Source organism: Streptomyces brasiliensis (genome assembly GCF_014647875.1).
Taxonomy (GTDB): Bacteria; Actinomycetota; Actinomycetes; order Streptomycetales; family Streptomycetaceae; genus Streptomyces; species Streptomyces brasiliensis.
In genome coordinates, this window is sequence record NZ_BMQA01000002.1 from 300,507 (window position 1) to 324,844 (window position 24,338).

General features: G+C 70.3%; 17 protein-coding genes. 9 read left to right on the forward strand and 8 right to left on the reverse strand.

Features of this window, described 5'->3' with window-relative positions; all coding sequences use genetic code 11:
* Nucleotides 1–10 precede the first annotated feature (10 nt).
* Nucleotides 11–1,939 carry a site-2 protease family protein gene (locus IEZ19_RS05055; RefSeq protein ID WP_373296913.1) on the reverse strand — a complete coding sequence of 643 codons (1,929 nt, stop codon included), beginning with the start codon at nt 1,937–1,939 and terminating at the stop codon, nt 11–13.
* A 179-nt stretch (nt 1,940–2,118) separates the two neighbouring features.
* Between IEZ19_RS05055 and IEZ19_RS05060 the strand changes: the two genes are divergently transcribed.
* On the forward strand, nt 2,119–3,075 hold the full coding sequence (locus IEZ19_RS05060; RefSeq protein ID WP_268248612.1) for a RecB family exonuclease: 957 nt from the start codon (nt 2,119–2,121) through the stop codon (nt 3,073–3,075).
* A gap of 84 nt (nt 3,076–3,159) precedes the next feature.
* Nucleotides 3,160–3,831: a response regulator gene (locus tag IEZ19_RS05065; protein ID WP_094216819.1), complete on the forward strand. Its 672-nt coding sequence runs from the start codon at nt 3,160–3,162 to the stop codon at nt 3,829–3,831.
* A 94-nt stretch (nt 3,832–3,925) separates the two neighbouring features.
* Here IEZ19_RS05065 and IEZ19_RS05070 read toward each other — a convergent pair whose 3' ends face one another.
* The 4 genes from IEZ19_RS05070 to metH form a co-directional block, all read right to left on the reverse strand.
* The gene (locus IEZ19_RS05070) at nt 3,926–5,506 is read right to left on the reverse strand and encodes an ABC transporter substrate-binding protein (RefSeq protein ID WP_189309762.1); all 1,581 of its coding nucleotides are present in this window, start codon (nt 5,504–5,506) and stop codon (nt 3,926–3,928) included.
* Between the two features lie 70 nt (nt 5,507–5,576).
* Nucleotides 5,577–7,181: an ABC transporter substrate-binding protein gene (locus tag IEZ19_RS05075; RefSeq protein WP_189309763.1), complete on the reverse strand. Its 1,605-nt coding sequence runs from the start codon at nt 7,179–7,181 to the stop codon at nt 5,577–5,579.
* 422 nt (nt 7,182–7,603) lie between these two features.
* Nucleotides 7,604–8,305 (reverse strand): HAD family hydrolase, encoded by a 702-nt coding sequence (locus IEZ19_RS05080; RefSeq protein ID WP_189309764.1) that lies wholly within the window; start codon nt 8,303–8,305, stop codon nt 7,604–7,606.
* A 470-nt stretch (nt 8,306–8,775) separates the two neighbouring features.
* Entirely contained in the window at nt 8,776–12,291 is a 3,516-nt protein-coding gene (gene metH / locus IEZ19_RS05085) for a methionine synthase (RefSeq protein WP_189309765.1), read from the reverse strand.
* A 284-nt stretch (nt 12,292–12,575) separates the two neighbouring features.
* On the opposite strand from metH, the gene IEZ19_RS05090 reads away from it, so the two are divergent.
* The 7 genes from IEZ19_RS05090 (at nt 12,576) to IEZ19_RS05120 (ending at nt 20,431) form a co-directional block, all read left to right on the forward strand.
* A complete protein-coding gene (locus tag IEZ19_RS05090; protein ID WP_189309766.1) occupies nt 12,576–13,340 on the forward strand; it encodes an IclR family transcriptional regulator in 765 nt (254 codons plus the stop codon).
* A gap of 384 nt (nt 13,341–13,724) precedes the next feature.
* A complete protein-coding gene (locus IEZ19_RS05095; protein ID WP_189309767.1) occupies nt 13,725–14,519 on the forward strand; it encodes an MIP/aquaporin family protein in 795 nt (264 codons plus the stop codon).
* 109 nt (nt 14,520–14,628) lie between these two features.
* Nucleotides 14,629–16,167, forward strand: coding sequence for a glycerol kinase GlpK (glpK, locus tag IEZ19_RS05100; protein WP_189309768.1), 1,539 nt, complete (start codon nt 14,629–14,631; stop codon nt 16,165–16,167).
* A gap of 9 nt (nt 16,168–16,176) precedes the next feature.
* Nucleotides 16,177–17,802, forward strand: coding sequence for a glycerol-3-phosphate dehydrogenase/oxidase (locus tag IEZ19_RS05105; protein WP_189309769.1), 1,626 nt, complete (start codon nt 16,177–16,179; stop codon nt 17,800–17,802).
* Between the two features lie 189 nt (nt 17,803–17,991).
* On the forward strand, nt 17,992–18,438 hold the full coding sequence (locus IEZ19_RS05110; RefSeq protein ID WP_189309770.1) for a phospholipase: 447 nt from the start codon (nt 17,992–17,994) through the stop codon (nt 18,436–18,438).
* A 114-nt stretch (nt 18,439–18,552) separates the two neighbouring features.
* Nucleotides 18,553–19,224, forward strand: a complete 672-nt coding sequence (locus tag IEZ19_RS05115; protein WP_189309771.1) for a FadR/GntR family transcriptional regulator — start codon at nt 18,553–18,555, stop codon at nt 19,222–19,224.
* A gap of 163 nt (nt 19,225–19,387) precedes the next feature.
* Nucleotides 19,388–20,431 carry a PAC2 family protein gene (locus IEZ19_RS05120; RefSeq protein WP_189309772.1) on the forward strand — a complete coding sequence of 348 codons (1,044 nt, stop codon included), beginning with the start codon at nt 19,388–19,390 and terminating at the stop codon, nt 20,429–20,431.
* A gap of 1,122 nt (nt 20,432–21,553) precedes the next feature.
* Here the strand turns inward: IEZ19_RS05120 and mshC are convergent.
* The 3 genes from mshC to IEZ19_RS05135 form a co-directional block, all read right to left on the reverse strand.
* Nucleotides 21,554–22,783, reverse strand: coding sequence for a cysteine--1-D-myo-inosityl 2-amino-2-deoxy-alpha-D-glucopyranoside ligase (mshC, locus tag IEZ19_RS05125; RefSeq protein ID WP_189309773.1), 1,230 nt, complete (start codon nt 22,781–22,783; stop codon nt 21,554–21,556).
* A gap of 170 nt (nt 22,784–22,953) precedes the next feature.
* Nucleotides 22,954–23,784, reverse strand: coding sequence for an SCO1664 family protein (locus tag IEZ19_RS05130; RefSeq protein WP_189309774.1), 831 nt, complete (start codon nt 23,782–23,784; stop codon nt 22,954–22,956).
* Nucleotides 23,748–24,338 (reverse strand): DUF3090 domain-containing protein, encoded by a 591-nt coding sequence (locus tag IEZ19_RS05135; protein WP_189309775.1) that lies wholly within the window; start codon nt 24,336–24,338, stop codon nt 23,748–23,750. Before IEZ19_RS05135 ends, IEZ19_RS05130 begins: the two co-directional genes overlap by 37 nt.

Here is a 24,338-nt window from a genome sequence, read left to right on the forward strand (position 1 = left end):
GGCCACAGCACTAGCCGGCGGGGCGGGCCATTGCCTTGACGAAGGCTCGTTCCACGTCCGCCGCCGACAGGACGCCGTAGATCTCGCCGCTCTCCTCGACGACCAGGTACTCCGTCGCCGGGGTGGCCCGCAGGACGTCCAGCAGGTCCTCTCCGGCCAGTTCGGCGGAGACGCGCATGCCGTCCGTGAGGTCCTGGGCGAGGCCGCTGACGACGACCCAGGGGCGGCGGTGTTCGGGTACGCCGACGATGGCGGCCTCGCGGACCAGGGAGAGGGGGTTGCCGTCGGCGTCGACGACGACCAGGGCGCGGGCGCCGGCGGCGTTGGCCCGGCGCAGGGCCTCGGAGAGAGGGGTGTCGCTCTCGACCGGGACGGCGCGGCGGGTGAGCGTGCGGGCGCGCAGTTCGGGGAGGTGTTCGCGCAGCCGGGCCACGCGGAGGCTGTTGCCGGCGCCGGTCCAGATGATCGCGGCGAGGATCGCGGCGAGCAGGGCGTCGGTGACGGTGTCCATGCCGCTGATGTCCTCGCTGCTGTTGCCGAGGGCGCCGGACTGGTTGAGGAGCGGGAGGCCGATCAGGACGGTGATGGCGAGGGCGCGGCCGACCCAGGCGGCGGCGACGGTGCCGCTCATGGGCCTGCCGGTGATCTTCCAGACGACGGCGCGGAGCATGCGGCCGCCGTCGAGGGGGAGGCCGGGCAGGAGGTTGAACGCGGCGACGATCAGGTTGGACACCATCAAGCCGGCGAGCAGGACGCCGGGGACCGTGCCGGGCTGGACGGGCTGGAGGGCGAGGTAGAACAGCCCGGCGAGGACGAGGGACAGGAGGGGGCCGACGAAGGCCAGGACGAATTCCCGTCCGGGGGTCTCCGCCTCTTTCTCGATCTCGGAGACGCCGCCGAAGAACTGGAGCTGGATGCGGCGGACCGGGAGTTTGTAGCGGATGGCGGCGACGGTGTGGGCGAGTTCGTGGACGAGGACGGAGGCGTAGAAGGCGACCGCGAAGAAGAGGGACACGAGGTAGCGGGCGGCGCCGAGCTCGGGCAGCACGCGCTCGAGTTGGCCGCCGAACACCCAGGTGATCAGCGCGGCGACGAGGAACCAGCTGGGCGCCACGTACACGGGCACACCGAAGGGCCGTCCCATGAGCAGCCCGCCACCGGGCTCCTTGGGCCGCTGCGGGGGGCGTCCCTTGCTGATACCGGCGTCGGCGAGGGAGCGGGTGTCGGGGGCGGCCGGGTCCGGGGTGTGAGGGGGTGCGGGGGTGGGCTCGGAGGCCGGCCGGTGCGCCGAGGTGGGCTCGGTGGGTTCGTGGCCCGCGGGAGTCGGCGCTGCGGAGGTGGGGGCCGCGGGGGTGGTGGCTGTGGGTGGCCGGTTGTCGGCGGCGGGTTGGGCCGGCGTGGTGTCGCCGGTGCCGGTACGGGGCGCTCGGTCCCGCTCCGCATCGCCCTGCGGGTCGCTGGGGGCGCAGGCCGTCTCGCCGTCGCCGCGCGGGGCGGTACGGCCGTGGGTGGACGCGCCGTCTCCCTGCGACCCGGTACGGCCGTGCGCCTCGACGCTCTCTCCCTGGGGCGCCGTGCCGTCGCCCTGCGGGACCGTGCGCGCGGGGGTCGCCTCGCTGTCGCCCCGCTGAGCGGCACGACCATGGGCCTCTCCGCCGTCCTCCTGCGACGCGGTACGGCCGTGCGTCTCGTCGGCCTCTCCCCGGGGTGCCGTGCGGTCGTCGGGCTCCTCGGCATCGCCCTGCGGAGCAGTACGGCCGTGAGGCTCGTTGCCCTCCTCATGCGGCGCCGTGCTGTCGCTGGGCTCCTCGGGGTTCCCCTGTGGAGCCGTGCGGGGCTTCCCCTCGTCGGGGTGTTCGGGGGTCTGGGGTGCAGGAGGTGCGGGGTGGTCTGTCGGGCTGTCGTTGCCGGGCCGCGGCTGCCCGTTCCCGCCGCTCACGTCCACGGTGTCCCCTCGTTCGAAGCGTCCTCCGCGCCAGCCGGGCGGAAGGGTCTGGGGTCGATGGTATGCGGCCGTCGGGACACGTTACGCCCCGGCATCGTGTTTGCCCGGCCGTCGTACGGCGCCCGGGCCCACGGCCGGCTCACTGTCAGTGGTGGCACGTATGGTCTGTGGTCATGGACAGCAGCATCGAGGGTGCCACGGAGGCCCCGTCCGGCGACACGGTGCCGGAGGGCGGGGCGTTCACGCAGGTCACTGTGGTCTCAGCGACAGCGGGCGGTTCGGACATACCTGCCGTGGCGGTCGCCGCGGCGCCCGCGTCCCTGTCTCCCTCGCGGGCCGGCGACTTCATGCAGTGCCCGTTGCTGTACCGGTTCCGGGTGATCGACCGGCTGCCGGAGAAACCGAGCGAGGCGGCGACCAGAGGGACCCTGGTGCACGCTGTGCTGGAGCGGCTCTTCGACGCGCCCGCCGCCGAGCGGACCGCGCCCCGGGCCAAGTCGCTGATCCCGGGCCAGTGGGAGCGGCTGCGCGAGACGCGGCCGGAGGTCGCGGAGCTGTTCGCCGACGATCCGGAGGGCGAGCGGCTGGCGGGCTGGCTGGGCGAGGCGGAGCGGCTGGTGGAGCGCTGGTTCTCGCTGGAGGATCCGACGCGGCTGGAGCCGGCCGAGCGGGAGATGTTCGTCGAGGCCGAGCTGGAGTCGGGGCTGAGGCTGCGCGGGATCATCGACCGGGTCGACGTGGCACCGACGGGCGAGGTGCGGATCGTCGACTACAAGACGGGCAAGGCGCCGAGACCGGAGTACGCGGAGGGCGCGCTGTTCCAGATGAAGTTCTACGCGTTGGTGGTCTGGCGGCTGAAGCGGGTGATCCCGCGGCGGCTCCAGCTCGTGTATCTGGGCAGTGGGGACGTGCTGACGTACGACCCGGTTCTCGCCGATCTGGAGCGGGTCGAACGCAAGCTGCTGGCGCTGTGGGAGGCGATCCGTCAGGCCACCGAGACCGGTGACTGGCGGCCGCGTCCGACGAAGCTGTGCGGGTGGTGCGATCACCAGGCGCACTGCCCGGAGTTCGGGGGCACTCCCCCGCCGTATCCGTTGCCGGTGAGGGCGGCCGGGTCCGGTGCGGTGTGAGCCGGCAGCGGTTGGGGCGCCCTGGGGGCGAACCGGCGAGCGGGCGCAGGGCAGAATGGGCCCGGACTAGCGAAGGAGACTTACGTGGCCATCCGCGTCCTACTGGTCGACGACCAGCCGCTGCTGCGTACCGGCTTCCGGATGATCCTGGAGGCGGAGCAGGACATCGCGGTCGTCGGCGAGGCCGGAGACGGTCTCCAGGCCCTCGACCAGGTCCGTGCCCTGCAGCCGGATGTGGTGCTGATGGACATCCGCATGCCGCGGATGGACGGGGTGGAGGCGACCCGGCAGATCTCCGGTCCTGGCCGGGACGGCCCGGCGAAGGTGCTGGTGCTGACCACGTTCGACCTCGACGAGTACGTGGTGGAGGCGTTGCGTGCGGGAGCCAGCGGGTTCCTGCTGAAGGACGCGCCCGCCAATGAGCTGGTGCAGGCGATCCGGGTGGTGGCCGCGGGCGAGGCCATGCTGGCGCCGAGCATCACGCGGCGGCTGCTGGACAAGTACGCCACGCATCTGCCGTCCGGCGAGGAGCCGGTGCCGGACACATTGCACACGCTGACCGACCGTGAGGTCGAGGTGCTGAAGCTGGTGGCGCGCGGGCTGTCGAACGCGGAGATCGCCGCCGACCTGTTCGTGAGCGAGACGACCGTCAAGACGCACGTCGGGCACGTGCTGACCAAACTGGGCCTGCGCGACCGGGTACAGGCGGCGGTGTACGCGTACGAGAGCGGGCTGGTGCGTCCGGGCGCGCAGTAGGGCGGCGTACGAAGACGAAGAAGAGGGCGTTCCCGTCTCTCGCGGAGAAGGGAACGCCCTCTGTGTCCGTACCGCCCGTACCGCTGTCTGCCGCTCAGCCCTTGCTGAGTTCCCAGAAGCGGAACACGGTCGAGGCGTCGAGGCAGTACTCGAGGCCGTAGACGCCGTCGCGGACGACCGCGTACTGCTTGGCCTGCCAGATGGGCAGGATGGGCAGTTCGGCGGCCACGATGTCCTGGAGTCGGCCGAAGTCCTTGTCGGTGGCGGCGCGGTCGCTCTGAGCGGCGGTGCTCGGGATGAGCGAGCCGGTGATCGTGTGGTTGGTGTAGTAGTTGCCGAGCACGTTGTCCTTGCCGAAGAAGGGGGCCGTGAAGTTGTCGGCGTCGGGGTAGTCCGGCACCCAGCCCTTCACGTAGACGCCGTACTTGCCGGCCGCGATGTCCTTCTCGTACTGGCCGAAGGCGACGGACTTGACGTCCGCGTCGAACAGTCCGCTGGCGTTGAGCTGGTCGGCGATGGTCTTCAGTTCCTGGTCGGTGGCCGGGCCGTAGCGCGACGGGGTGGACCAGAGGGTGAGCTTGACCTTGCCGGTGATGCCTTCGGCCTGGAGGGCCGCCGCCGCCTTGTCCTTGGAGGGCCGGGAGCCGTAGGTGTCGAAGAAGGCGGTGTTGTGGCCGACGATGCCGGCCGGGATGATCGAGTACAGCGGGGTGGCGGTGCCCTGGTAGACGTGGTCGATGAGGGAGTCACGGTCGAGCAGGTAGGCCATGGCCTTGCGGACGCCGAGCTTGCCGGTGACCGGGTCCTTCATGTTGAAGACCAGGTGCTGGACCTCGGCGCTGCTGCCCTCGATGGCCTCGACGCCCTTGCTGTCGTCCTGCTGGTCGATGCCGGTGATGTCGGTCGCGGTGAGGCCTCGGTAGGCGATGTCGACCTGGTCGTCGAGCAGGGCCTTCTTCAGGGCGCTGCGGTCGTTGTGGAAGAACTTCAGGGTGATACCGGAGTTGTTGAGCTCGGCGGTGCCCTTGTAGTCGGCGTTGACGGAGAAGACGGCTTCGTCGTCGCTGAAGGAGTCCAGCTTGTACGGACCGGAGCCGACGGCCTGGTGGTCCTCGCGCAGGCCGTTCGCGTCGTACTGCTGGTGGTCGACGATGGAGCCGGCACCCGAGGCGATCTTGCTGGGGAAAGTGGCGTCGGAGGCGTTCAGGTGGAAGACGACGGTCTTCGCGTCCGGCGTCTCGACCTTTTCGAGCGTCGGGAACATGACGGCGGGACCTGCGTCGTCATTGATCTTCAGCATGCGGTCGAAGGAGAACTTCACGTCCTGCGCGGTGAGCGCGTCGCCGTTGCTGAACTTGAGGCCGGGCTTGAGTTCGCACTTGAAGACCCTGGCCTCGCTGTCGGTGAAGGCGCACTCCTTCGCGGCTTCCGGCTGAGGTTCCGTGCCGCCCTTGGGGAAGCTGAGCAGTGACTGGAACACGTTGTTGAACAACAGCCAGGAGCCGGGGTCGTATCCGGACGCAGGGTCGGTGGCGAGGACGTCGTCGGACATTCCGATCACGACGCTGGAGCCCTTGTCGGTGCTCCCGCCGCTGTCGGTGCCGCAGCCGGTCAACAGGCCGGAGGCCAGTCCCACCACGACGGGCAGGACCGGCCACTGGTTGCGCATGTTCACTGCATGTGCCTTCTCGTCGGTTCTTGAGGTCCCGGGGCCCCGTCGTGGGCCCCGGCTGAATAAGGGGACGTCAGCCGCTCACACCGTGGCCGAGCTCCCACAGCTGAAGCGTCGAGGAGGAGTTGAGCGCGTACGCGGTGCCCGTGATGTCGTCCCGTGCGGCGACATACTGCTTGCCCTGCCACAGCGGCAGTACGGGGACGTCCTCGGCGACGATGTCCTGGACGGTGGTCAGGCTCTTGGCGGCGGCGAGCCGGTCGGCCTCGCGGCGGGACTGCGGGATCAGGGAGTCGCGGATCGTGTTGTTCGCGTACGGCGAGCCGAGGAAGTTGTCCTTGTCGAGGAACGGCGCGACGTAGTTGTCCGCGTCCGGGAAGTCGGGGAACCAGCCCATGCCGTAGACGTCGTACTGGCCCTTCTGCTCCGCGGGGCGGAAGATGTCCCAACGCGCGCCCTTGATATCGACCTGGAACAGGCCGCTGCCGTTGAGCTGCTTCTGCAGGACCTCGAACTCCGGCTTGGTGGCGGCGCTGTAGTGGTCGGTCGTGTAGTGCAGCGTCAGCTTCACCGGGGTGGTGATGCCGGCCTTCTCGAGGAGCGTCTTGGCCTTGCTGGTGCTCGGGTCGCCGTACTTGTTGAAGAACGAGTTGGAGTGACCGGTGATGGTGGCCGGGACCAGCGAGTACAGCGGCTCGGCCTGGGAGCCGTACACCTTGGAGACGAGTTCGTCGCGGTCGATGACCTGGGCCATCGCCTGGCGGACGGCCTTCGTCTTCACGGTGGGCGCGTTGGTGTTGAAGGCCAGGTAGCGGATCTCCAGGCCGGGCATCTCGACGAGGTCGACGTTCTCGTCGGAGCCGGTGTCGAGCTTCTGAATCTGGGACGGCGTCATGGCGCGCGTCATGACGTCGATGTCACCCTTGTCGATGGCGGCGCCCATCGCGTCGGCGTCGGCGAAGGAGCGCATCTGCACCTTGTCGTTGTTCACCTTCAAGCTCCCCTTGTAGTTGGGGTTCTTGGTGAAGGTGGCGACGTCGATGGCGTGGTCCTTGACGTCCGCGTGGAAGGTGTAGGGGCCGGAGCCGTCGAGGCCGAAGCCGTCGCGCAACTTGTCTTTCTCGTAGTCCTTGGGGTTGACGATGCCCGCGACCGGAGTGGACAGCTTGAACGGGAAGGTGGCGTCCGCGGTCTTGAGGTGGAAGATGACCTCGCGGTCGCCCTGGGTCTCGACGGTGTCGATGGTGGACAGCAGGGCGAACACACCGGTGCCGGCCTTGATGCGCAGGGCCCGCTCGATGGAGTATTTGACGTCCTCGGCGGTGATGGCGTCGCCGTTCGCGAACTTGAGGCCGTCGCGCAGCTTGCACGCGTAGCGCTCGTTGCCGGTGTCGGTGAAGCCGCAGCTCTGGGCGGCCTCGGGCACCGGGTCGCCCTCGCCCTTGGGCTGGATCATCAGGGTCTGCACGGTCTGGCGCAGGATGTTCCACGGGCCGACGTCGTACGCGTACGCCGGGTCGAGCGGCGCGGGCGCGTCCTTGGTGGCGGTGAACCGGTCCGTGGTGCCGACGACGATCGCGTCGCCGCTCTTGCCGCCGCTGTCGGATCCACCACACGCGGCGAGAACCGGCGCGAGCAACCCGGCCAAGGCCGGCAGCACCAAAATCTTGCGGTTCATGCTCGAGTTTCTCCAGGACTGTTCAATCCGTGTATCCGACATGCAGGGGTGTCGCAGCGGATCACGGGGGTAAGGGGGATGTTCTCGCGATGACATTAGTCGGCACCGGCACGAGGGTTCACAGCCGCTGGAGTTGAGTGACCATCACGCAGCGAAACCGGGTGTGGACACACCGAAAACCCGACAGCGGCAGGATTAGTGCAGCGTTCCATCAATCGGGACACAAGGGCATGGCGACCACCCCCGAACAGGGGCATTCAGCACACCCGGCCGTCGATGTCGACCCCTCATTGAAGTGGCAAACGTCACATGTTCAACTCGGTTGGTAGGTACAGGAATTCGGCCATGCGGCCTGCTTCGAATTCCGTCGGGTGTACCGCGGCGGCTTTTTGTCCAATGGGCTTGGCACGCTGGGTGAACGGCTAGCGCATTTGTGTCATCAGACCGCGCAGAAAAGCCAGGTCGACCTCTTCGAGAGAGGACACCACGGTTCGGCGGTGGGCCGGGCCGATGGGTGCGACGGACGGCACCGCGACCACATGGCAGCCGGCGGCCTCCGCGGAGGCGACGCCGGTGGCGGTGTCCTCGACGACCGCGCACCTGGCCGGATCCACCCCGAGGCCGGTGGCGGCGAGCAGATACGGGTCCGGGTACGGCTTGGTGCGGGAGACCTCGTCGCCGGCGACGGACAGGGCGAAATGGTGGGGGCCGAGGCAGGTGAGCACGCGGTCGATGATGCGACGGTGCGAGGCGGAGACCAGGGCTGTCGGGATCTCCTGCTCGTACAGCTCGGCGAGGAGTCTGGCGGCACCGGGCATCAGGGGCAGGGCGCGGCCGATCCGGTCCTCGAAGCCCTCGTTGAGCAGCGTGCAGAGGTCGGCGAGCGGGATCTCGGCGCCGGTGGCCTCGATCAGGAAGCCGGCGCTGCGGGTCATGGGGCCGCCGACCACGACGTGCCGCCAGGAGTCGTCCAGGCGGTGCCCGAGGGTGGCGAATACCTCGACCTCGACGTCCCACCAGAAGCCCTCGGTGTCCACCAAGGTGCCGTCCATGTCGAGGAGGACGGCTTGCAGGGCCGACCCTTCCGCCGTACGGGTTCCGAGCGCGGGGACCGTAGTGGTCATCCGGGCGCACCTCCTTGAGGGACGACCAGGCCGGTTCCCAAGCGGGGAACCGGCCTGCGGTGGACCGACAAGTGTACGTCGCCTCCGCCCCAAACGCCTCGCACAGCGCTGGTGGGGCGGGTCGCGGCGGCGGTGGGGTGGGGGGCGGGGGCCGGGGTGGGCGGTTTGCTGGGCGAGCGGGCCGGATGGGCCGAGGGCGAGGTGACACAGGGTGAGCGGAGGGGGGCGTTTGGGGACGGAATATCGCCGGGCGAGGGCGGGGTGGGGCAGAGCACAGGCAGGGCAACACGGCCGGACAAAGGCACCGTGCAACACGGCGGGCAGGGCGAAGGGGTCGGCGCGGGCGGGAGCACGGTGCCCCGGGGCCTGCGCGCTTCGCTGCCCCGCCCAGGGGCCCCGCTCCCGGCACGGCCCGGAACGGCGCCGTGCCGGATCGTCCCGGTTCCCGTCCGTCCTCGCCCTTCGGAGGGCTACCGCGCGTTGAAGTACTTCGCCTCCGGGTGGTGGATCACGATCGCGTCCGTGGACTGCTCGGGGTGGAGTTGGAACTCCTCCGAGAGGTGGACGCCGATGCGTTCCGGCTGGAGGAGTTCGGCGATCTTGGCCCGGTCCTCGAGGTCGGGGCAGGCGCCGTAGCCGAGGGAGAAGCGGGCGCCCCGGTACTTGAGGGCGAACATGTCCTCGACGTCGGCCGGGTCCTCGCCGGAGAAGCCGAGTTCGGAACGGACGCGCGCGTGCCAGTACTCGGCGAGCGCCTCGGCCAACTGCACCGACAGGCCGTGCAGTTCGAGGTACTCGCGGTAGGAGTTCGCCTCGAACAGCTTCGCCGTCTCCTCGCCGATGCGCGAGCCCACCGTGACGACCTGGAGTCCGACCACGTCCGTCTCCCCCGACTCCTCCGGGCGGAAGAAGTCCGCGAGACACAGGCGGCGGCCGCGGCGCTGGCGCGGGAACGTGAACCGCGTGCGTTCGTTGCCGCGCTCGTCCAGGATGATCAGGTCGTCGTCCTTGGACACGCAGGGGAAGTAGCCGTAGACCACGGCGGCTTCGAGGAGGTTCTCCGTCTGGAGCCGGTCGAGCAGGCCGCGCAGGCGCGGGCGGCCCTCCGTGTCGACGAGTTCCTCGTACGTCGGGCCTTCACCGGTGCGGGCCTGCTTGAGGCCCCACTGGCCCTTGAACAGCGCACCCTCGTCCAGCCAGCTCGCGTACTCCTTGAGCTGGATCCCCTTGATGACGCGGGTGTCCCAGAACGGCGGCGTCGGCACCGGGTTGTCCGTGGCGACGTCCGAGCGGACGTGGCCCTCCTCCGGCCGTTCGTCCACCTCGACGGCGGCCGTGGCGCGGACCCGGCGCTGCTTGAGCTCGGGCAGCTTCGCGCCGGGCAGCCCCCGCTTGACCCCGATCAGCGCGTCCATCAGGCGCAGCCCCTCGAACGCGTCGCGCGCGTAGCGCACCTCGCCCTCGTACAGCTCGTGCAGGTCCTGCTCGACGTACGCGCGCGTGAGCGCCGCGCCGCCGAGGATGACGGGGTAGTCCGCCGCCAGACCGCGCTGGTTGAGCTCCTCGAGGTTCTCCTTCATGATCACTGTGGACTTGACGAGGAGCCCGGACATGCCGATGACATCGGCCTGGTGCTCGTCGGCGGCCTCCAGGATCGCGGAGACGGGCTGCTTGATGCCCAGGTTGACGACGTTGTAGCCGTTGTTGGACAGGATGATGTCGACGAGGTTCTTGCCGATGTCGTGCACGTCACCGCGCACCGTCGCGAGCACGATCGTGCCCTTGCCCTCGGCCTCCGACTTCTCCATGTGCGGCTCGAGGTGGGCGACTGCGGCTTTCATGACCTCCGCGGACTGGAGGACGAACGGCAGCTGCATCTGCCCGGAGCCGAACAGCTCGCCGACGACCTTCATGCCGTCCAGGAGCGTCTCGTTGACGATGTCGAGGGCGGGGCGGGACTGCAACGCCTCGTCCAGGTCGGCCTCCAGGCCGTTGCGCTCGCCGTCGATGATGCGCCGCTTGAGGCGCTCCTCCAGCGGCAGCGCCGCCAACTCCTCGGCCTTGCCCGCCTTCAGGGACTTTGCGGTGGCGCCCTCGAAGAGGGCCATCAGCTTCTGCAGCGGGTCGTAGCCCTCGCTGCGGCGGTCGTGGATGAGGTCGAGGGCCGTTTGCACCTCCTCCTCGGTGAACCGCGCAATCGGGAGGATCTTCGACGCGTGGACGATCGCCGAGTCGAGGCCGGCCTTCACGCACTCGTCGAGGAAGACGGAGTTGAGCAGGATGCGGGCGGCCGGGTTGAGGCCGAAGGAGATGTTCGACAGGCCCAGCGTGGTCTGCACGTCGGGGTGGCGGCGCTTGAGCTCGCGGATCGCCTCGATGGTGGCGATGCCGTCCTTGCGGGACTCCTCCTGACCGGTGCAGATCGTGAAGGTCAGGGTGTCGACGAGGATGTCCGACTCGTGGATGCCCCAGTTCGCCGTCAGGTCCTGGATCAGCCGTTCGGCGATCTCGACCTTCTTCTCGGGGGTGCGGGCCTGGCCCTCCTCGTCGATGGTCAGCGCGATCAGCGCGGCGCCGTGCTCCTGCGCGAGCCGGGTGACCTTCGCGAAGCGGGACTCGGGGCCGTCGCCGTCCTCGTAGTTGACGGAGTTGATGACCGCGCGTCCGCCCAGCTTCTCCAGGCCGGCGCGGACTACGTCGACCTCGGTGGAGTCGAGGACGATCGGCAGCGTGGACGCGGTGGCGAAGCGGCCCGCCAGCTCCTCCATGTCGGCGACACCGTCCCGGCCGACGTAGTCCACGCACAGGTCGAGCATGTGTGCGCCCTCGCGGATCTGCTCGCGCGCCATCTCCACGCAGTCGTCCCAGCGGCCCTCCAGCATGGCCTCGCGGAACTTCTTGGAGCCGTTGGCGTTGGTGCGCTCGCCGATGGCCAGGTACGAGGTGTCCTGACGGAACGGGACCGTCTGGTAGAGGGAGGCGGCGCCGGGCTCGGGGCGCGGGTCGCGCCCGGGCGGGGTGACGCCCTGGACGCGCTCGACGACCTGGCGCAGATGCTCGGGGGTGGTGCCGCAGCAGCCGCCGATGAGCGACAGACCGTAGTCGCGTACGAAGTTCTCCTGGGCGTCGGCCAGGCCCTCGGGGTCGAGCGGGAAGTGCGCGCCGTCCTTGGTGAGCACCGGCAGGCCCGCGTTCGGCATGCACAGCAGCGGGATGCGGGAGTGCCGGGTGAGGTAGCGCAGGTGCTCGCTCATCTCGGCGGGGCCGGTGGAGCAGTTCAGGCCGATCATGTCGATGCCGAGCGGCTCGAGGGCGGTGAGCGCGGCGCCGATCTCGGAGCCGAGGAGCATGGTGCCGGTGGTCTCGAAGGCCATCGAGCACAGCAGGGGGACCTCGACGCCGGTGGCCTCCATGGCGCGCCGGGCGCCCAGGACGGACGCCTTCGTCTGCAGCAGGTCCTGGGTGGTCTCCACGATCAGCGCGTCGGCGCCGCCCGCGAGCAGGCCCTCCGCGTTGGCCTGGAAGCCGTCCCGGATGGTGGTGTACGGCACATGGCCGAGGGTGGGCAGCTTGGTGCCGGGGCCGATCGAGCCGAGGACCCAGCGCTGCCGGCCGTCACCCGCGGTGAACTCGTCGGCGACCTCGCGGGCGATGCGGGCGCCCGCCTCGGACAGTTCGTGGACGCGGTCGGCGATGTCGTACTCCGCCATGGCCGCGTGGTTGGCCCCGAACGTGTTGGTCTCGACGCAGTCGACGCCCACGGAGTAGTACGCCTCGTGGACGGAGCGGACGATGTCGGGGCGGGTGAGGTTGAGAATCTCGTTGCAGCCCTCGAGGTTCTCGAAGTCCTCGAGGGTGGGGTCCTGGGCCTGGAGCATGGTGCCCATCGCTCCGTCGGCGACCACCACGCGGGTGGCGAGCGCCTCTCGGAGCGCGGACACACGGGTCCGGCTGTCGGCGGAAGGGGTCGGCGGCAACGAGGCCATGTAGGGGCTCCCTGAGGTGCGACGGCTGTCGGCTATGCGGCTGCCCGGAGGGGATCCGGGCATGACGCACGGCGCCAGCGTAACCGGGAGTGGGATTGGATGGGCAGGGCGTCCACGAGGCGGACGGGTGCGGCAGGTGTGCCGCACCCGGACCGCCGGTGACGTAACAGGTGTCGTCGGACCGTTAGCGGGACGTCGACATGGACCGGTAGTGTTCGGCATTGCCGAACGATGGCAGCGCGAGGTCGCGCGTCGACACGCGATGGACGGAGGCAGGGACGGCGATGGCACGGAACATCCAGTCGCTCGAGCGGGCGGCGGCGATGCTACGGCTGCTCGCGGGCGGCGAGCGACGGCTCGGCCTCTCGGACATCGCCTCGTCGCTGGGCCTCGCCAAGGGCACGGCCCACGGGATCCTGCGCACCCTCCAGCAGGAGGGTTTCGTCGAACAGGACGACGCCTCCGGGCGCTACCAGCTGGGCGCCGAGCTGCTGCGCCTGGGCACCACGTACCTCGACGTGCACGAGCTGCGGGCGCGGGCACTGGTGTGGACGGACGACCTGGCCCGCTCCAGCGGGGAGAGCGTCCATCTGGGAGTGCTGCACCAGCAGGGGGTGCTGGTCGTGCACCACGTCTTCCGGCCCGACGACAGCCGGCAGGTGCTGGAGATCGGTGCCATGCAGCCGCTGCACTCCACGGCCCTGGGCAAGGTGCTGTCGGCCTACGACCCCGTGGCGCACAGCGAGGCGGTGGAGGCGGACCGAAAGGCCTTCACGGACCGCACGGTGTGCGAGCTGGAGGACTTCGAGCACATCCTCGACATCACGCGTGCGCGTGGGTACGCCGCCGACGTCGAGGAGACCTGGGAGGGCGTGGCGTCCATCGCCGCGCCCATCCACGACGGGCGGCGCATGCCGGTCGGCGCGGTCGGGATCACGGGCGCCGTGGAGCGGCTGCGCCGGGACGGGGAGCTGCGCTCCGAGCTGATCGCGGCGGTGCGGGACTGCGCCCGCGCGGTGTCGCGGGACCTGGGCGCCGGGCGGTTCTGAGCCGCACCGAGCACTACCCCACCGAGGCCGGTTCGCCTGTCGGCGTTCCGGCCTCGGTCGTACTCCGAGGTGAACAAACCGGAACACACCCACCGATCGCCACTCTGGGTGCCCGCCTCAATGCGTCGCGTTCCGGCGCTCGAGGATCGATAGCTCACAGCAATCAATAACGATCGCGCTTTCGATAAGCAAACCCTTGACTCATGCGTAGCGCCGGAGCAAGACTCCCGTCCATCGGTCGGCATTGTCGAACACCTAGCGGCAATACGCGCTAGAGTGTGACAACGTCAGGGCCGGTTCAGCTCTCACCCCCCTGAGGGCGCCTGAACACCCGGAGGGATTCGGGGTTCGGCTTTCCCTGGACGAAGGACAAAGGAGTCGCGGGTGTCCAGCTCCGACATCTTCATCGGCGAGACCATCGGTACCGCCGTACTCATCCTGCTCGGCGGTGGTGTGTGCGCCGCCGTGACGCTGAAGGCCTCCAAGGCACGCAACGCCGGCTGGCTCGCCATCGCCTTCGGGTGGGGTTTCGCCGTCATGACGGCGGTGTACATCTCCGGACCGCTCTCCGGCGCCCACCTCAACCCCGCCGTCACCCTCGCCCTCGCCATCAAGGACGGCGACTGGAGCAACGTCCCGACCTATTTCGCCGGCCAGCTGCTCGGCGCGATGATCGGTGCCGCCCTGGTCTGGGTCGCCTACTACGGCCAGTTCCAGGCGCACCTGACCGACAAGGAGATCGTCGGCGGTCCCGGCGCGCAGGCCACGGCGGCCAAGGCCGTGGAGGCCGAGGAGACGGGCGCCGGCCCGGTGCTGGGCATCTTCTCCACCGGCCCGGAGATCCGGAACACGGTGCAGAACCTCCTCACGGAGATCATCGGCACCGTCGTGCTGATCCTCGCGGTCCTCACGCAGGGCCTGAACGACAAGGGCAACGGCCTCGGCATCCTGGGCGGTCTGATCACCGCGCTGGTGGTCGTCGCCATCGGCCTGTCCCTCGGCGGCCCGACCGGCTACGCCATCAACCCGGCCCGTGACCTCGGTCCCCGCATCGTGCACGCCCTCCTGCCCCTGCCCAACAAGGGTGGCTCCGACTGGAGCTACGCCTGGATCCCGGTCGTCGGTCCACTGATCGGCGGCGCGATCGCTGCAGGCATCTACAACGTCGCATTTGCTTAGAGAGAACCTCGCCTGCGAGCCCCCCGAAGCCCTCGAGCATCGAACACCGAGCCTCACAGCACGCGCCGTACGTACCAGCCCCAAGACCATGGAAACCCAGGAGCACACAGTGACCGACGCCCACACGGCAGGCCCGTTCATCGCCGCAATCGACCAGGGCACGACCTCCTCGCGCTGCATCGTCTTCGACCGGGACGGCCGCATCGTCTCCGTCGACCAGAAGGAGCACGAGCAGATCTTCCCGAAGCCGGGCTGGGTCGAGCACAACGCCAACGAGATCTGGACCAACGTCCAGGAGGTCGTGGCCGGAGCCGTCGCCAAGGCCGGCATCACCCGCGACGACATCAAGGCCATCGGCATCACCAACCAGCGCGAGACCACCGTGCTGTGGGACAAGAACACCGGTGAGCCCGTCCACAACGCCATCGTCTGGCAGGACACCCGCACCGACGCCCTCACCAAGGAGCTGGGCCGCAACGTCGGGCAGGACCGCTTCCGCCGCGAGACCGGGCTGCCGCTGGCCTCCTACTTCTCCGGCCCGAAGGCCCGCTGGCTGCTCGACAACGTCGAGGGACTGCGCGAGCGTGCGGAGGCGGGCGACATCCTCTTCGGCACCATGGACACCTGGGTCATCTGGAACCTGACCGGCGGTGTCAACGGCGGCAAGCACGTCACCGACGTCACCAACGCCTCCCGCACCCTCCTGATGAACCTGCACACGATGCAGTGGGACGAGAAGATCGCCGAGTCCATCGGCGTGCCGACGCGGATCCTGCCCGAGATCCGTTCCTCCGCCGAGATCTACGGCGAGGTGACCGGCGGCAAGCTGGGCGATCTGCTCGGCGGCATCCCGGTGGCCTCCGCACTCGGCGACCAGCAGGCGGCCCTGTTCGGCCAGACGTGTTTCTCCGAGGGCGAGACCAAGTCCACCTACGGCACCGGCACCTTCATGGTGATGAACACCGGCGACAAGATCATCAACTCGTACGCCGGTCTGCTCACCACAGTCGGCTACAAGATCGGTGACCAGCCGACGGTGTACGCCCTGGAGGGCTCGATCGCCGTCACCGGCTCGCTGGTGCAGTGGATGCGCGACCAGATGGGCCTGATCTCCACCGCCGCCGAGATCGAGACGCTCGCGCTGACGGTCGAGGACAACGGCGGCGCCTACTTCGTACCGGCCTTCTCCGGCCTGTTCGCCCCGCACTGGCGCTCCGACGCCCGCGGTGTGATCGCCGGCCTGACCCGGTACGTCACCAAGGCCCACCTCGCCCGTGCCGTCCTGGAGGCCACCGCCTGGCAGACCCGCGAGATCGCGGACGCCATGACGAAGGACTCCGGCGTGGAGCTGTCCACGCTGAAGGTGGACGGCGGCATGACCGCGAACAACCTGCTGATGCAGACCCTCGCGGACGTCCTGGACGCTCCCGTGGTGCGCCCGATGGTCGCCGAGACCACCGCCCTGGGCGCCGCCTACGCCGCCGGTCTCGCCGTCGGCTTCTGGACCAGCGTCGACGACCTGCGCGCCAACTGGCGCCGGGCCGCCGAGTGGACCCCCCGCATGGACGCGGAGACCCGCGACCGTGAACACAAGAACTGGCTCAAGGCCGTCGACCGGACCATGGGCTGGATCGAGCACGAGGAGTAAGAACCCCACATGACCAGTCAGCCCACCCTGCAGTCCGTGCCTGCCCTGGGGACGCGCCCGGCCTCCGGTTCCAACCCGAGCCGTGCCGAGACCCGGGAGCAGCTCGCCAAGGCGTCGTACGACCTTCTTGTGATCGGCGGCGGCATTCTGGGCATCTCCACCGCCTGGCACGCCGCGCAGTCCGGCCTGAGGGTGGCTCTGGTCGACGCCGGCGACTTCGCCGGCGCCACCTCCTCCGCCTCCTCCAAGCTGCTCCACGGCGGTCTGCGCTATCTGCAGACCGGCGCGGTGAAGCTGGTGGCGGAGAACCACTTCGAGCGCCGTGCGGTCTCCCGTCAGGTGGCCCCCCACCTGGCGAACCCGCTCACCTTCTACCTCCCCGTGTACAAGGGCGGGCCGCACGGCGCGGCGAAGCTCGGGGCGGGCGTCTTCGCCTACTCCGCGCTGTCCGCGTTCGGTGACGGCGTGGGTCACCTGCTCTCCCCCGCCAAGGCGGCGCAGGACGTGCCCGAGCTGCGCACCGAGAACCTCAAGGCCGTGGCCGTGTACGGCGACGACCAGATGAACGACGCGCGCATGGCGCTGATGACGGTCCGCGCGGCTGTCGAGTCGGGCGCCGTCGTCCTCAACCACGCCGAGGTCACCGGCCTCCGCTTCACCAAGGGCCGGGTCACCGGCGCCGAGCTGCGCGACCGGCTGTCCGGCGACGAGTTCGGCGTCGAGGCCCGCCTCGTGCTGAACGCGACCGGTCCCTGGGTGGATCACCTGCGCAAGATGGAGGACCCCCATGCAGCACCGTCGATCCGTCTGTCGAAGGGCGCGCATCTGGTCCTGAAGCGGACCGCCCCCTGGAAGGCCGCACTCGCGACCCCCATCGACAAGTACCGCATCACCTTCGCCCTCCCCTGGGAGGACATGCTCCTGCTCGGCACGACCGACGAGGAGTTCGAGGGCGACCCCGCGGACGTCGCCGTCACCGAGAAGGACGTGACCCAGATACTCGACGAGGCCGCCTTCTCGGTCCGCGACCAGCAGCTCGACCGTGACCTCATCACCTACGCGTTCGCGGGTCTGCGCGTGCTGCCGGGCGGTCCCGGCGACACGGCGAAGGCCAAGCGCGAGACGGTGGTGACCGAGGGCAAGGGCGGCATGCTGTCCGTCGCCGGCGGCAAGTGGACCACCTTCCGGCACATCGGCCGTACGGTCATGACGAAGCTGGAGGCGCTGCCTGGTCACCCGCTCGGCGACGACTTCGAGCCGATCTCCTCGCTGCCGAAGAAGCTGCCGCTGCCCGGTGTCGCCAACCCCCGCGCCGTCGCGCACCGCCTCCTTGTGGACCGCCCGGCGCCCGGCCCGCGCATGGCCGCCGACACCGCCAAGCACCTGGCGACGCACTACGGTTCGCTGGCCTTCGACATCGCCCGCCTGGCGAACGAGGACCCCGGGCTCGCCGAGCGTGTCCACCCGGACGCGCCCGAGATCTGGGCGCAGGTCGTCTGGGCCCGGGACCACGAGTGGGCCGAGACGCCGGACGACGTGCTGCGCCGCCGGACGACGCTGACGATCCGCGGCCTGGCGACGGACGACATTCGCGCGAAGGTGCAGGACGTACTGGACGAAGACGAGAACAAGTAGACCCCGCAGCGGGAAGGGGCGGCTCCACCGCGGTGGAGCCGCCCCTTTCGGCTGTCCGGGTCGTGCTGCCCAAGAGTTGACGATCCATTAGGGCACGTGCGGCCGGAAAGGCAAGTTCGAGCGGGCACCCTCATTGTCATGAACCTGCGATCCGATGGGCGGATCGCAGTTTTTCATGGAGGTGTTGGGATGCACCGAAGACTCGCCACCGGCCTCGCCGCCTCGGCCCTTGCCCTCGTCACCGCCACCGCCACCGCCGCCACCGCGGCTCCCGCCGACAAGCCCCAGGTGCTGGCCAGTTGGACCCAGACCAGCGCGTCGAGCTACAACGCGTGGGTCGCCGCCCGCGCCAACCAGGCCGCGTGGTCTGCCTACGCGTTCGACTGGTCCACCGACTACTGCTCCTCCTCGCCGGACAATCCGTTCGGCTTCCCCTTCGCCACGTCCTGCGCCCGCCACGACTTCGGCTACCGCAACTACAAGGCCGCCGGCACGTTCAGCGCCAACAAGTCCCGCCTCGACAGCGCCCTGTACGAGGACCTCAAGCGTGTCTGCAACAGCTACGGCGGCGCGACGAAGACCGCCTGCGACGGCACCGCCTGGACCTACTACCAGGCCGTGAAGGCCTTCGGCTGACGCATGACCGCATGACCGCGGTCCGGGTGCGGTTCACCACCGCACCCGGGCCTGTCGGTATGCCCCCATAATGTGGCACAGACATCGGATGTCTGAGCGCACAGGAGGCCGGTCATGGCAGTCACCGACGAGGCGATCGAGAAGATCAAGGACATGATCGTCTCCGGTGCGCTGCGCCCCGGAGACCGGCTCCCGAAGGAGAGCGAACTCGCCACCGAACTGGGCCTGTCCCGCAACTCCCTGCGGGAGGCGGTGCGCGCCCTGTCGCTGATCCGGATCCTGGACGTACGGCAGGGCGACGGGACGTATGTCACCAGCCTGGACCCGCAGTTGCTCCTCGAGGCGATGAGCTTCGTCGTCGACTTCCACCGCGACGACACCGTCCTGGAGTTCCTCGCCGTACGGCGGATCCTGGAGCCCGCGGCGACGGCCATGGCGGCCTCACGGATCAGCGACCAGCAACTGGACGCGCTCTCCGCTCAGTTGGACGCACTCGGCCCCGCGCCCTCGGTGGAGGAACTGGTCGCCGGCGATCTGGAGTTCCACCGCCGCATCGTGCACGGTTCCGGGAACACGGTGCTGTGCTCCCTGCTCGACGGCCTGTCCGGACCGACCACCCGGGCCCGGATCTGGCGCGGACTGACCCAGGAGGACGCGGTCGGCCGCACCCTGCGCGAGCACCGGGCGATCCTGGCCGCGCTGCGCGACCGGGACGCGGAGGCGGCCCGGTCGTGGGCGACGGTGCACATCGCGAGCGTGGAGCAGTGGTTGCGCAGCACGCTGTGAACCGTGAGCGCCGCGAAACGCTCCCGCCTGCGACGACGGGTGTTCGAGACCGGTGAACGGGGCAGTGATCCGTTCACTCCCCCGTGCAAGGGGGCTGCGGTCGCCCCCGCCGGACGCCGTAAGGTTGGGACGTACGCGAGGGCACGTCGGAAGGAGGCGCTGGGTGATCGAGCTCGAGGGGGTTCCCGAGCTGATCGACCCGGTCATGGTGGCCGCGTTCGAGGGCTGGAACGATGCCGGCGACGCCGCCTCCACCGCGGTCGCGCATCTGGAGAGGGAGTGGAAGGGCGAGGTGTTCGCGGCGCTGGACGCCGAGGACTACTACGACTTCCAGGTGAACCGCCCCACGGTGTTCATGGACAGCGGCGTGCGCAAGATCACATGGCCGACGACCAGGTTGTCGGTGGTCCGGGTCGGCGGCGAGAAGCCCCGTGACCTGGTGCTGGTCCGCGGCATCGAACCGTCCATGCGCTGGCGCTCGTTCTGCAACGAGCTGCTCGGCTTCGCGCACGAACTGGGCGTTGAGCTGGTGGTCGTCCTGGGTGCCCTGCTCGGCGACACCCCGCACACGCGTCCGGTCCCGGTCAGCGGGGTCACGTCCGATCCGGACCTGGCACAGCGCATGGACCTGGAGGAGACCAAGTACGAGGGCCCGACGGGCATCGTCGGCGTCCTGCAGGAGGCGTGTGCGCACGCCGGTGTCCCGGCGGTGTCGCTGTGGGCGGCCGTACCGCACTATGTGTCCCAGCCGCCCAACCCGAAGGCCACCCTGGCCCTGCTCAACCGGCTCGAGGACCTGCTCGACCTGCGCATTCCGCTGGGTGAGCTGCCCGAGGACGCGCGGGCCTGGCAGGTGGGCGTGGACCAGCTGGCCGCCGAGGACAGCGAGGTCGCCGAGTACGTGCAGACTCTGGAGGAAGCCCGGGACACCGCCGAGCTGCCGGAGGCGTCGGGCGAGGCCATCGCGCGGGAGTTCGAGCGCTATCTGCGGCGCAGGGACGTGAACCCGCCGGGCGGGCACGCCACGGCGGACGGCGGGGACGGTCCGTCGTCGCCCTCCTCGTATCTGCGGGACAACCCGAGCGGCCGGACCCGCCCGCCGAAGCCACCCAGACCGGGCGATGCCGGGGAGAGCGGCGGTCCGGGAACCCCGGACACGTCCTCCGACGATTCCGGGAACGACGACGAGGACACCTCCGAGGACTGAGCGGGGGCGGTACGCGAACCGTGTGCCGCCCCTTCGCCGTCATGCCCGCACGGCGGTCACGGAGTACGTCGTCCCGGGCGTCGGTTTCGTGGAGAACCGCGCGTTGGGCAGACAGAGCCGGCCCCGGAACGCGGCCGCCGTGGTGGGCACGTCGAAGCCGGGGTCGGTGATACGGCGCTGGAAGACACCGCTGCGGCCGTCGGGGGCGAGACGGAAGCGGACTCGGTGAACCAGGCGGCACGCGGGGTCAGGACGACGTCGTTGACGAAGGTCGGGGTGCCGTGGCGAGGACGTAGGAGGCGAGGATCTCGCCGCTGCGCACGTCCACCACACGGGCGCCGAAGGCCTGTCCGGCGGCGAAGAGCCGTCCGTGGACGTCGAGTTCGAGGCCGACGGCGGGTGTGCCGGGGCCGGCGGAGACGACGCGGCCCCAGGCCGGTGCGCAGGTCGATGCGGAGGATCGAGCCGTCGGCGAGCGAGCCGCCGTAGGCGTACGGGCCGGCGCCGACGGCGATGCTTGCAGCGCCAGCCGCCGGGCAGCGCGATGCTGGCGGGCCAGACGGCGGCGCGGGTGCCGACGGCCACCGCGGCGGTCGTCGCCGCGCCGATGGTGAGCAGGCCGCGCCGGGTGAGAGGTCGTGTGAGGAGCCGTGTGTGGGTGCCACGGGGTGTCCTGCCGCGAGGGGACCGGCAGTTGCCCGGTCCGAGGGTCGACCGACGTGTCCAGCCCACCACGTGGGCCGCGCTCACCGCGGCCGCATGCGGCGATCCGGCAGCACCTCGACAGGAGCCGGGTCCGGCGTTGTCGGGGCGCTCTGGGCGCGGGCGGACGGGGGCGACGGAGGCGGTGGTCTCTCGGGCCGGGGATCGACAGCAGCCGTACGGCCGATGGCGATCCGGCACGGGCCACCGCCGACCGGGAGACGACAACAGCCGGACAGCCGAAGGCGCTTCGGGGCGGCGGGCGGCAAGGGGCCGGAAGACGCCGGACATCCGGCACCCGACGGCAATACGACACGGGAGTCGCCAAGCGCCGGAACCGGACGGCAGCCCGGCATCCGACACCGGACACGACAGGGCCGCTCCTCCTGCCGGAGGAGCGGCCCTGTCGTGTCCGGTGTTCTACAGCGCCACGCCCATGAGGGCGTCCACGGCGCGGGACACGACGCCGGGGGCGCCCGTGTCCGCGCCGCCCTGTTCCTCCTGCCGCGCCACCCAGCGGTCCACGGCGGTCAGCGCGGACGGGGCGTCGAGGTCGTTCGCGAGGGCCTCGCGGATCTCCTCGACCAGCGCGTCGGCGGGCGCACCGTCGGGCCGGGAGACGGCCGCGCGCCAGCGGTCGAGGCGGGCCACCGCGTCCGCGAGCACCTGGTCGGTCCACTCCCAGTCGGAGCGGTAGTGGTGGGCGAGCAGGGCGAGCCGGATGGCGGCGGGGTCGACGCCGTCGCGGCGCAGCTGCGAGACGAAGACGAGGTTGCCCTTGGACTTGGACATCTTCTCGCCGTGCAGGGCGACCATGCCGGCGTGGACGTACGCCTTGGCCATGGGGAACTCGCCGGTCAGCACCTGGGCGTGCGAGGCGCCCATCTCGTGGTGCGGGAAGGCCAGGTCGGAGCCGCCGCCCTGGACGTCGAAGCCCATGCCGAGGTGGTCCAGGGCGATGGCGACGCACTCGATGTGCCAGCCGGGCCGGCCCCGGCCGAGCGAGTCACCGTCCCAGCTGGGCTCGCCCTCACGCGCGGCCATCCAGAGCATCGGGTCGACCGGGTTCTTCTTGCCCGGGCGGTCCGGGTCGCCGCCGCGCTCGGCGGACAGCAGCCGCATCGCGGCCGCGTCGAGGTGGGAGACCGAGCCGAAGTGCGGGTCGGACCCGACGGAGAAGTAGATGTCGCCCTCGAGTTCGTAGGCCGCGCCGAGTTCGCGCAGCCGCTCGATGAGCGGGACGATGCCGGGTATCGCCTCGACGGCGCCTATGTAGTGCCGGGGCGGGAGCATGCGCAGGGCGGTCATGTCCTCGCGGAAGAGGGCCGTCTCCTTCTCGGCGAGGGCGACCCAGTCGACGCCGTCGCGCTCCGCGCGCTCGAGCAGCGGATCGTCGACGTCCGTGACGTTCTGGACGTAGTGAACCTGCCGCTTGGTGTCGAGCCACACGCGCTGGACCAGGTCGAACGCGTTGTAGGTCGCCGCGTGACCCAGGTGGGTCGCGTCGTACGGGGTGATGCCGCAGACGTAGATACGGGCGACAGGACCGGGCTGGAGGGTGACCGGGCCGCCGGTCGCGGTGTCGTGGATCCTCAGGTCGCGGCCCTGACCAGGCAGGGCGGGGACCTCGGAAGCGGGCCAGGCATGCATGCCCATGAGCGTAACCGCCGACAAGTTGCGTATACGAACCGGACCAGGCCAGATGGCCGGATCGGCGATCTTGCGATCCCGCGGCTGTTGTGCTTCCCCGGCGTTTCCACGGCTCCGGGGCCCGTCCGCGCACACCGGCGGCACGTCCGCGTACACCGGCGGCCGGAGGTCTACACCGGCGGCCAGGGGATCGCCGGCCATTCCTCCGTCGGCTCCGGGTGCTTCCCCGAGGTGAGCAGTGCGTCGACACGCGCGCGCGTGGCCTCCAGTTCGACGCCCGTGATCAGGCCGGACAGCCGGACGCCCAGCGCGCCGCCGTCGCCCAGGGCGCCCTTGAGGCCCTTCAGGACGTCGACCGCCTCGGGGATGAGGGGCTCGCCGGCCCAGCCCCACAGCAGGGTGCGCAGCTTGTTCTCGGCGTTGAACGTGACACCGTGGTCGATGCCGTACAGATGTCCCTCGGCGGACGGCAGCAGATGGCCGCCCTTGCGGTCCGCGTTGTTGATCACCGCGTCGAGGACGGCGAGCCGGCGCAGCCGCTCGTCGTCGGCGTGCACCAGCAGCGCGGTCCTTCCCTCACCGACCTCGGCGAAGCCGATCGCCTTCCAGCCCGGTCCGGGTTCGTCGCCGTCGACCAGGGCGAGGAGTTCGCCGTCGGGGGTCGCGTCGATCCACAGCTGGCACATGCCCTCGCCGTACGGCCCCTCGCGCAGCACCGTCGGTGGCACCAGCCCCCAGCCGGTGGCCTCGGACACCTCGTACGTGGCGACCTCGCGCTCGGCGAGGGTGCCGTCGGGGAAGTCCCACAGCGGGCGCTCCCCGGCGACGGGCTTGTAGATGCAGGACGCTTCGCGCCCGTCCAGCGAGACCGTGCAGAACAGCGCCGCGTTGGACGCCTCACGGATGCGGCCGCGGACCTTCAGTTCGCCGTTGACGAGCAGTTCGGCGATGCCGGTGACGGACGTCACGCTCCCCGGCGGTATCCGTTCTGGCGCGGACATACGTGTCCTTCCGGATCGAGCGGGAGGCTGCACAGCGGGCACGGCGGCCTTCCGGCGTTGACGACGTCGAGGGCGCGCTTGGCGAAGGCCCTGGCCTGCGCGCCGGTGAGCCGGACCCGCAGCATCGGGGGTCCGTTCTCCTCGTCCTGGAGCAGCCGCTCCTCGGCCTCCGCGAGGTCCTCCTCGGAGTCGGCGTCCAGCTCCACGAGCGCCTGGGCCTCGACGATCATGCGCTGCACCTCGCCGTCCCAGGCCAGCGCCATGGTCCCGACGCGGAACTCCTCCTCGATGGGAGTGTCGAGCGGCGCGGTGTCGGAAACCTCGGTGGGCGCCATGGCGGGCACCGGCGCGCTGCCTCCGCTACGGCGTACGACCTCGTCGAGCAGCTCGTCCATGCGCTCCGCGAGCGCGGCGACCTGGGTCTTCTCCAGGGCCACGCTGGTCACCCGGGGGCCGGCGGAGGCCTGGAGGAAGAACGTACGGCGTCCGGGCAGCCCGACCGTGCCGGCGACGAAGCGATCCGGTGGGTCGTAGAGGAACACCTGACGGGACAC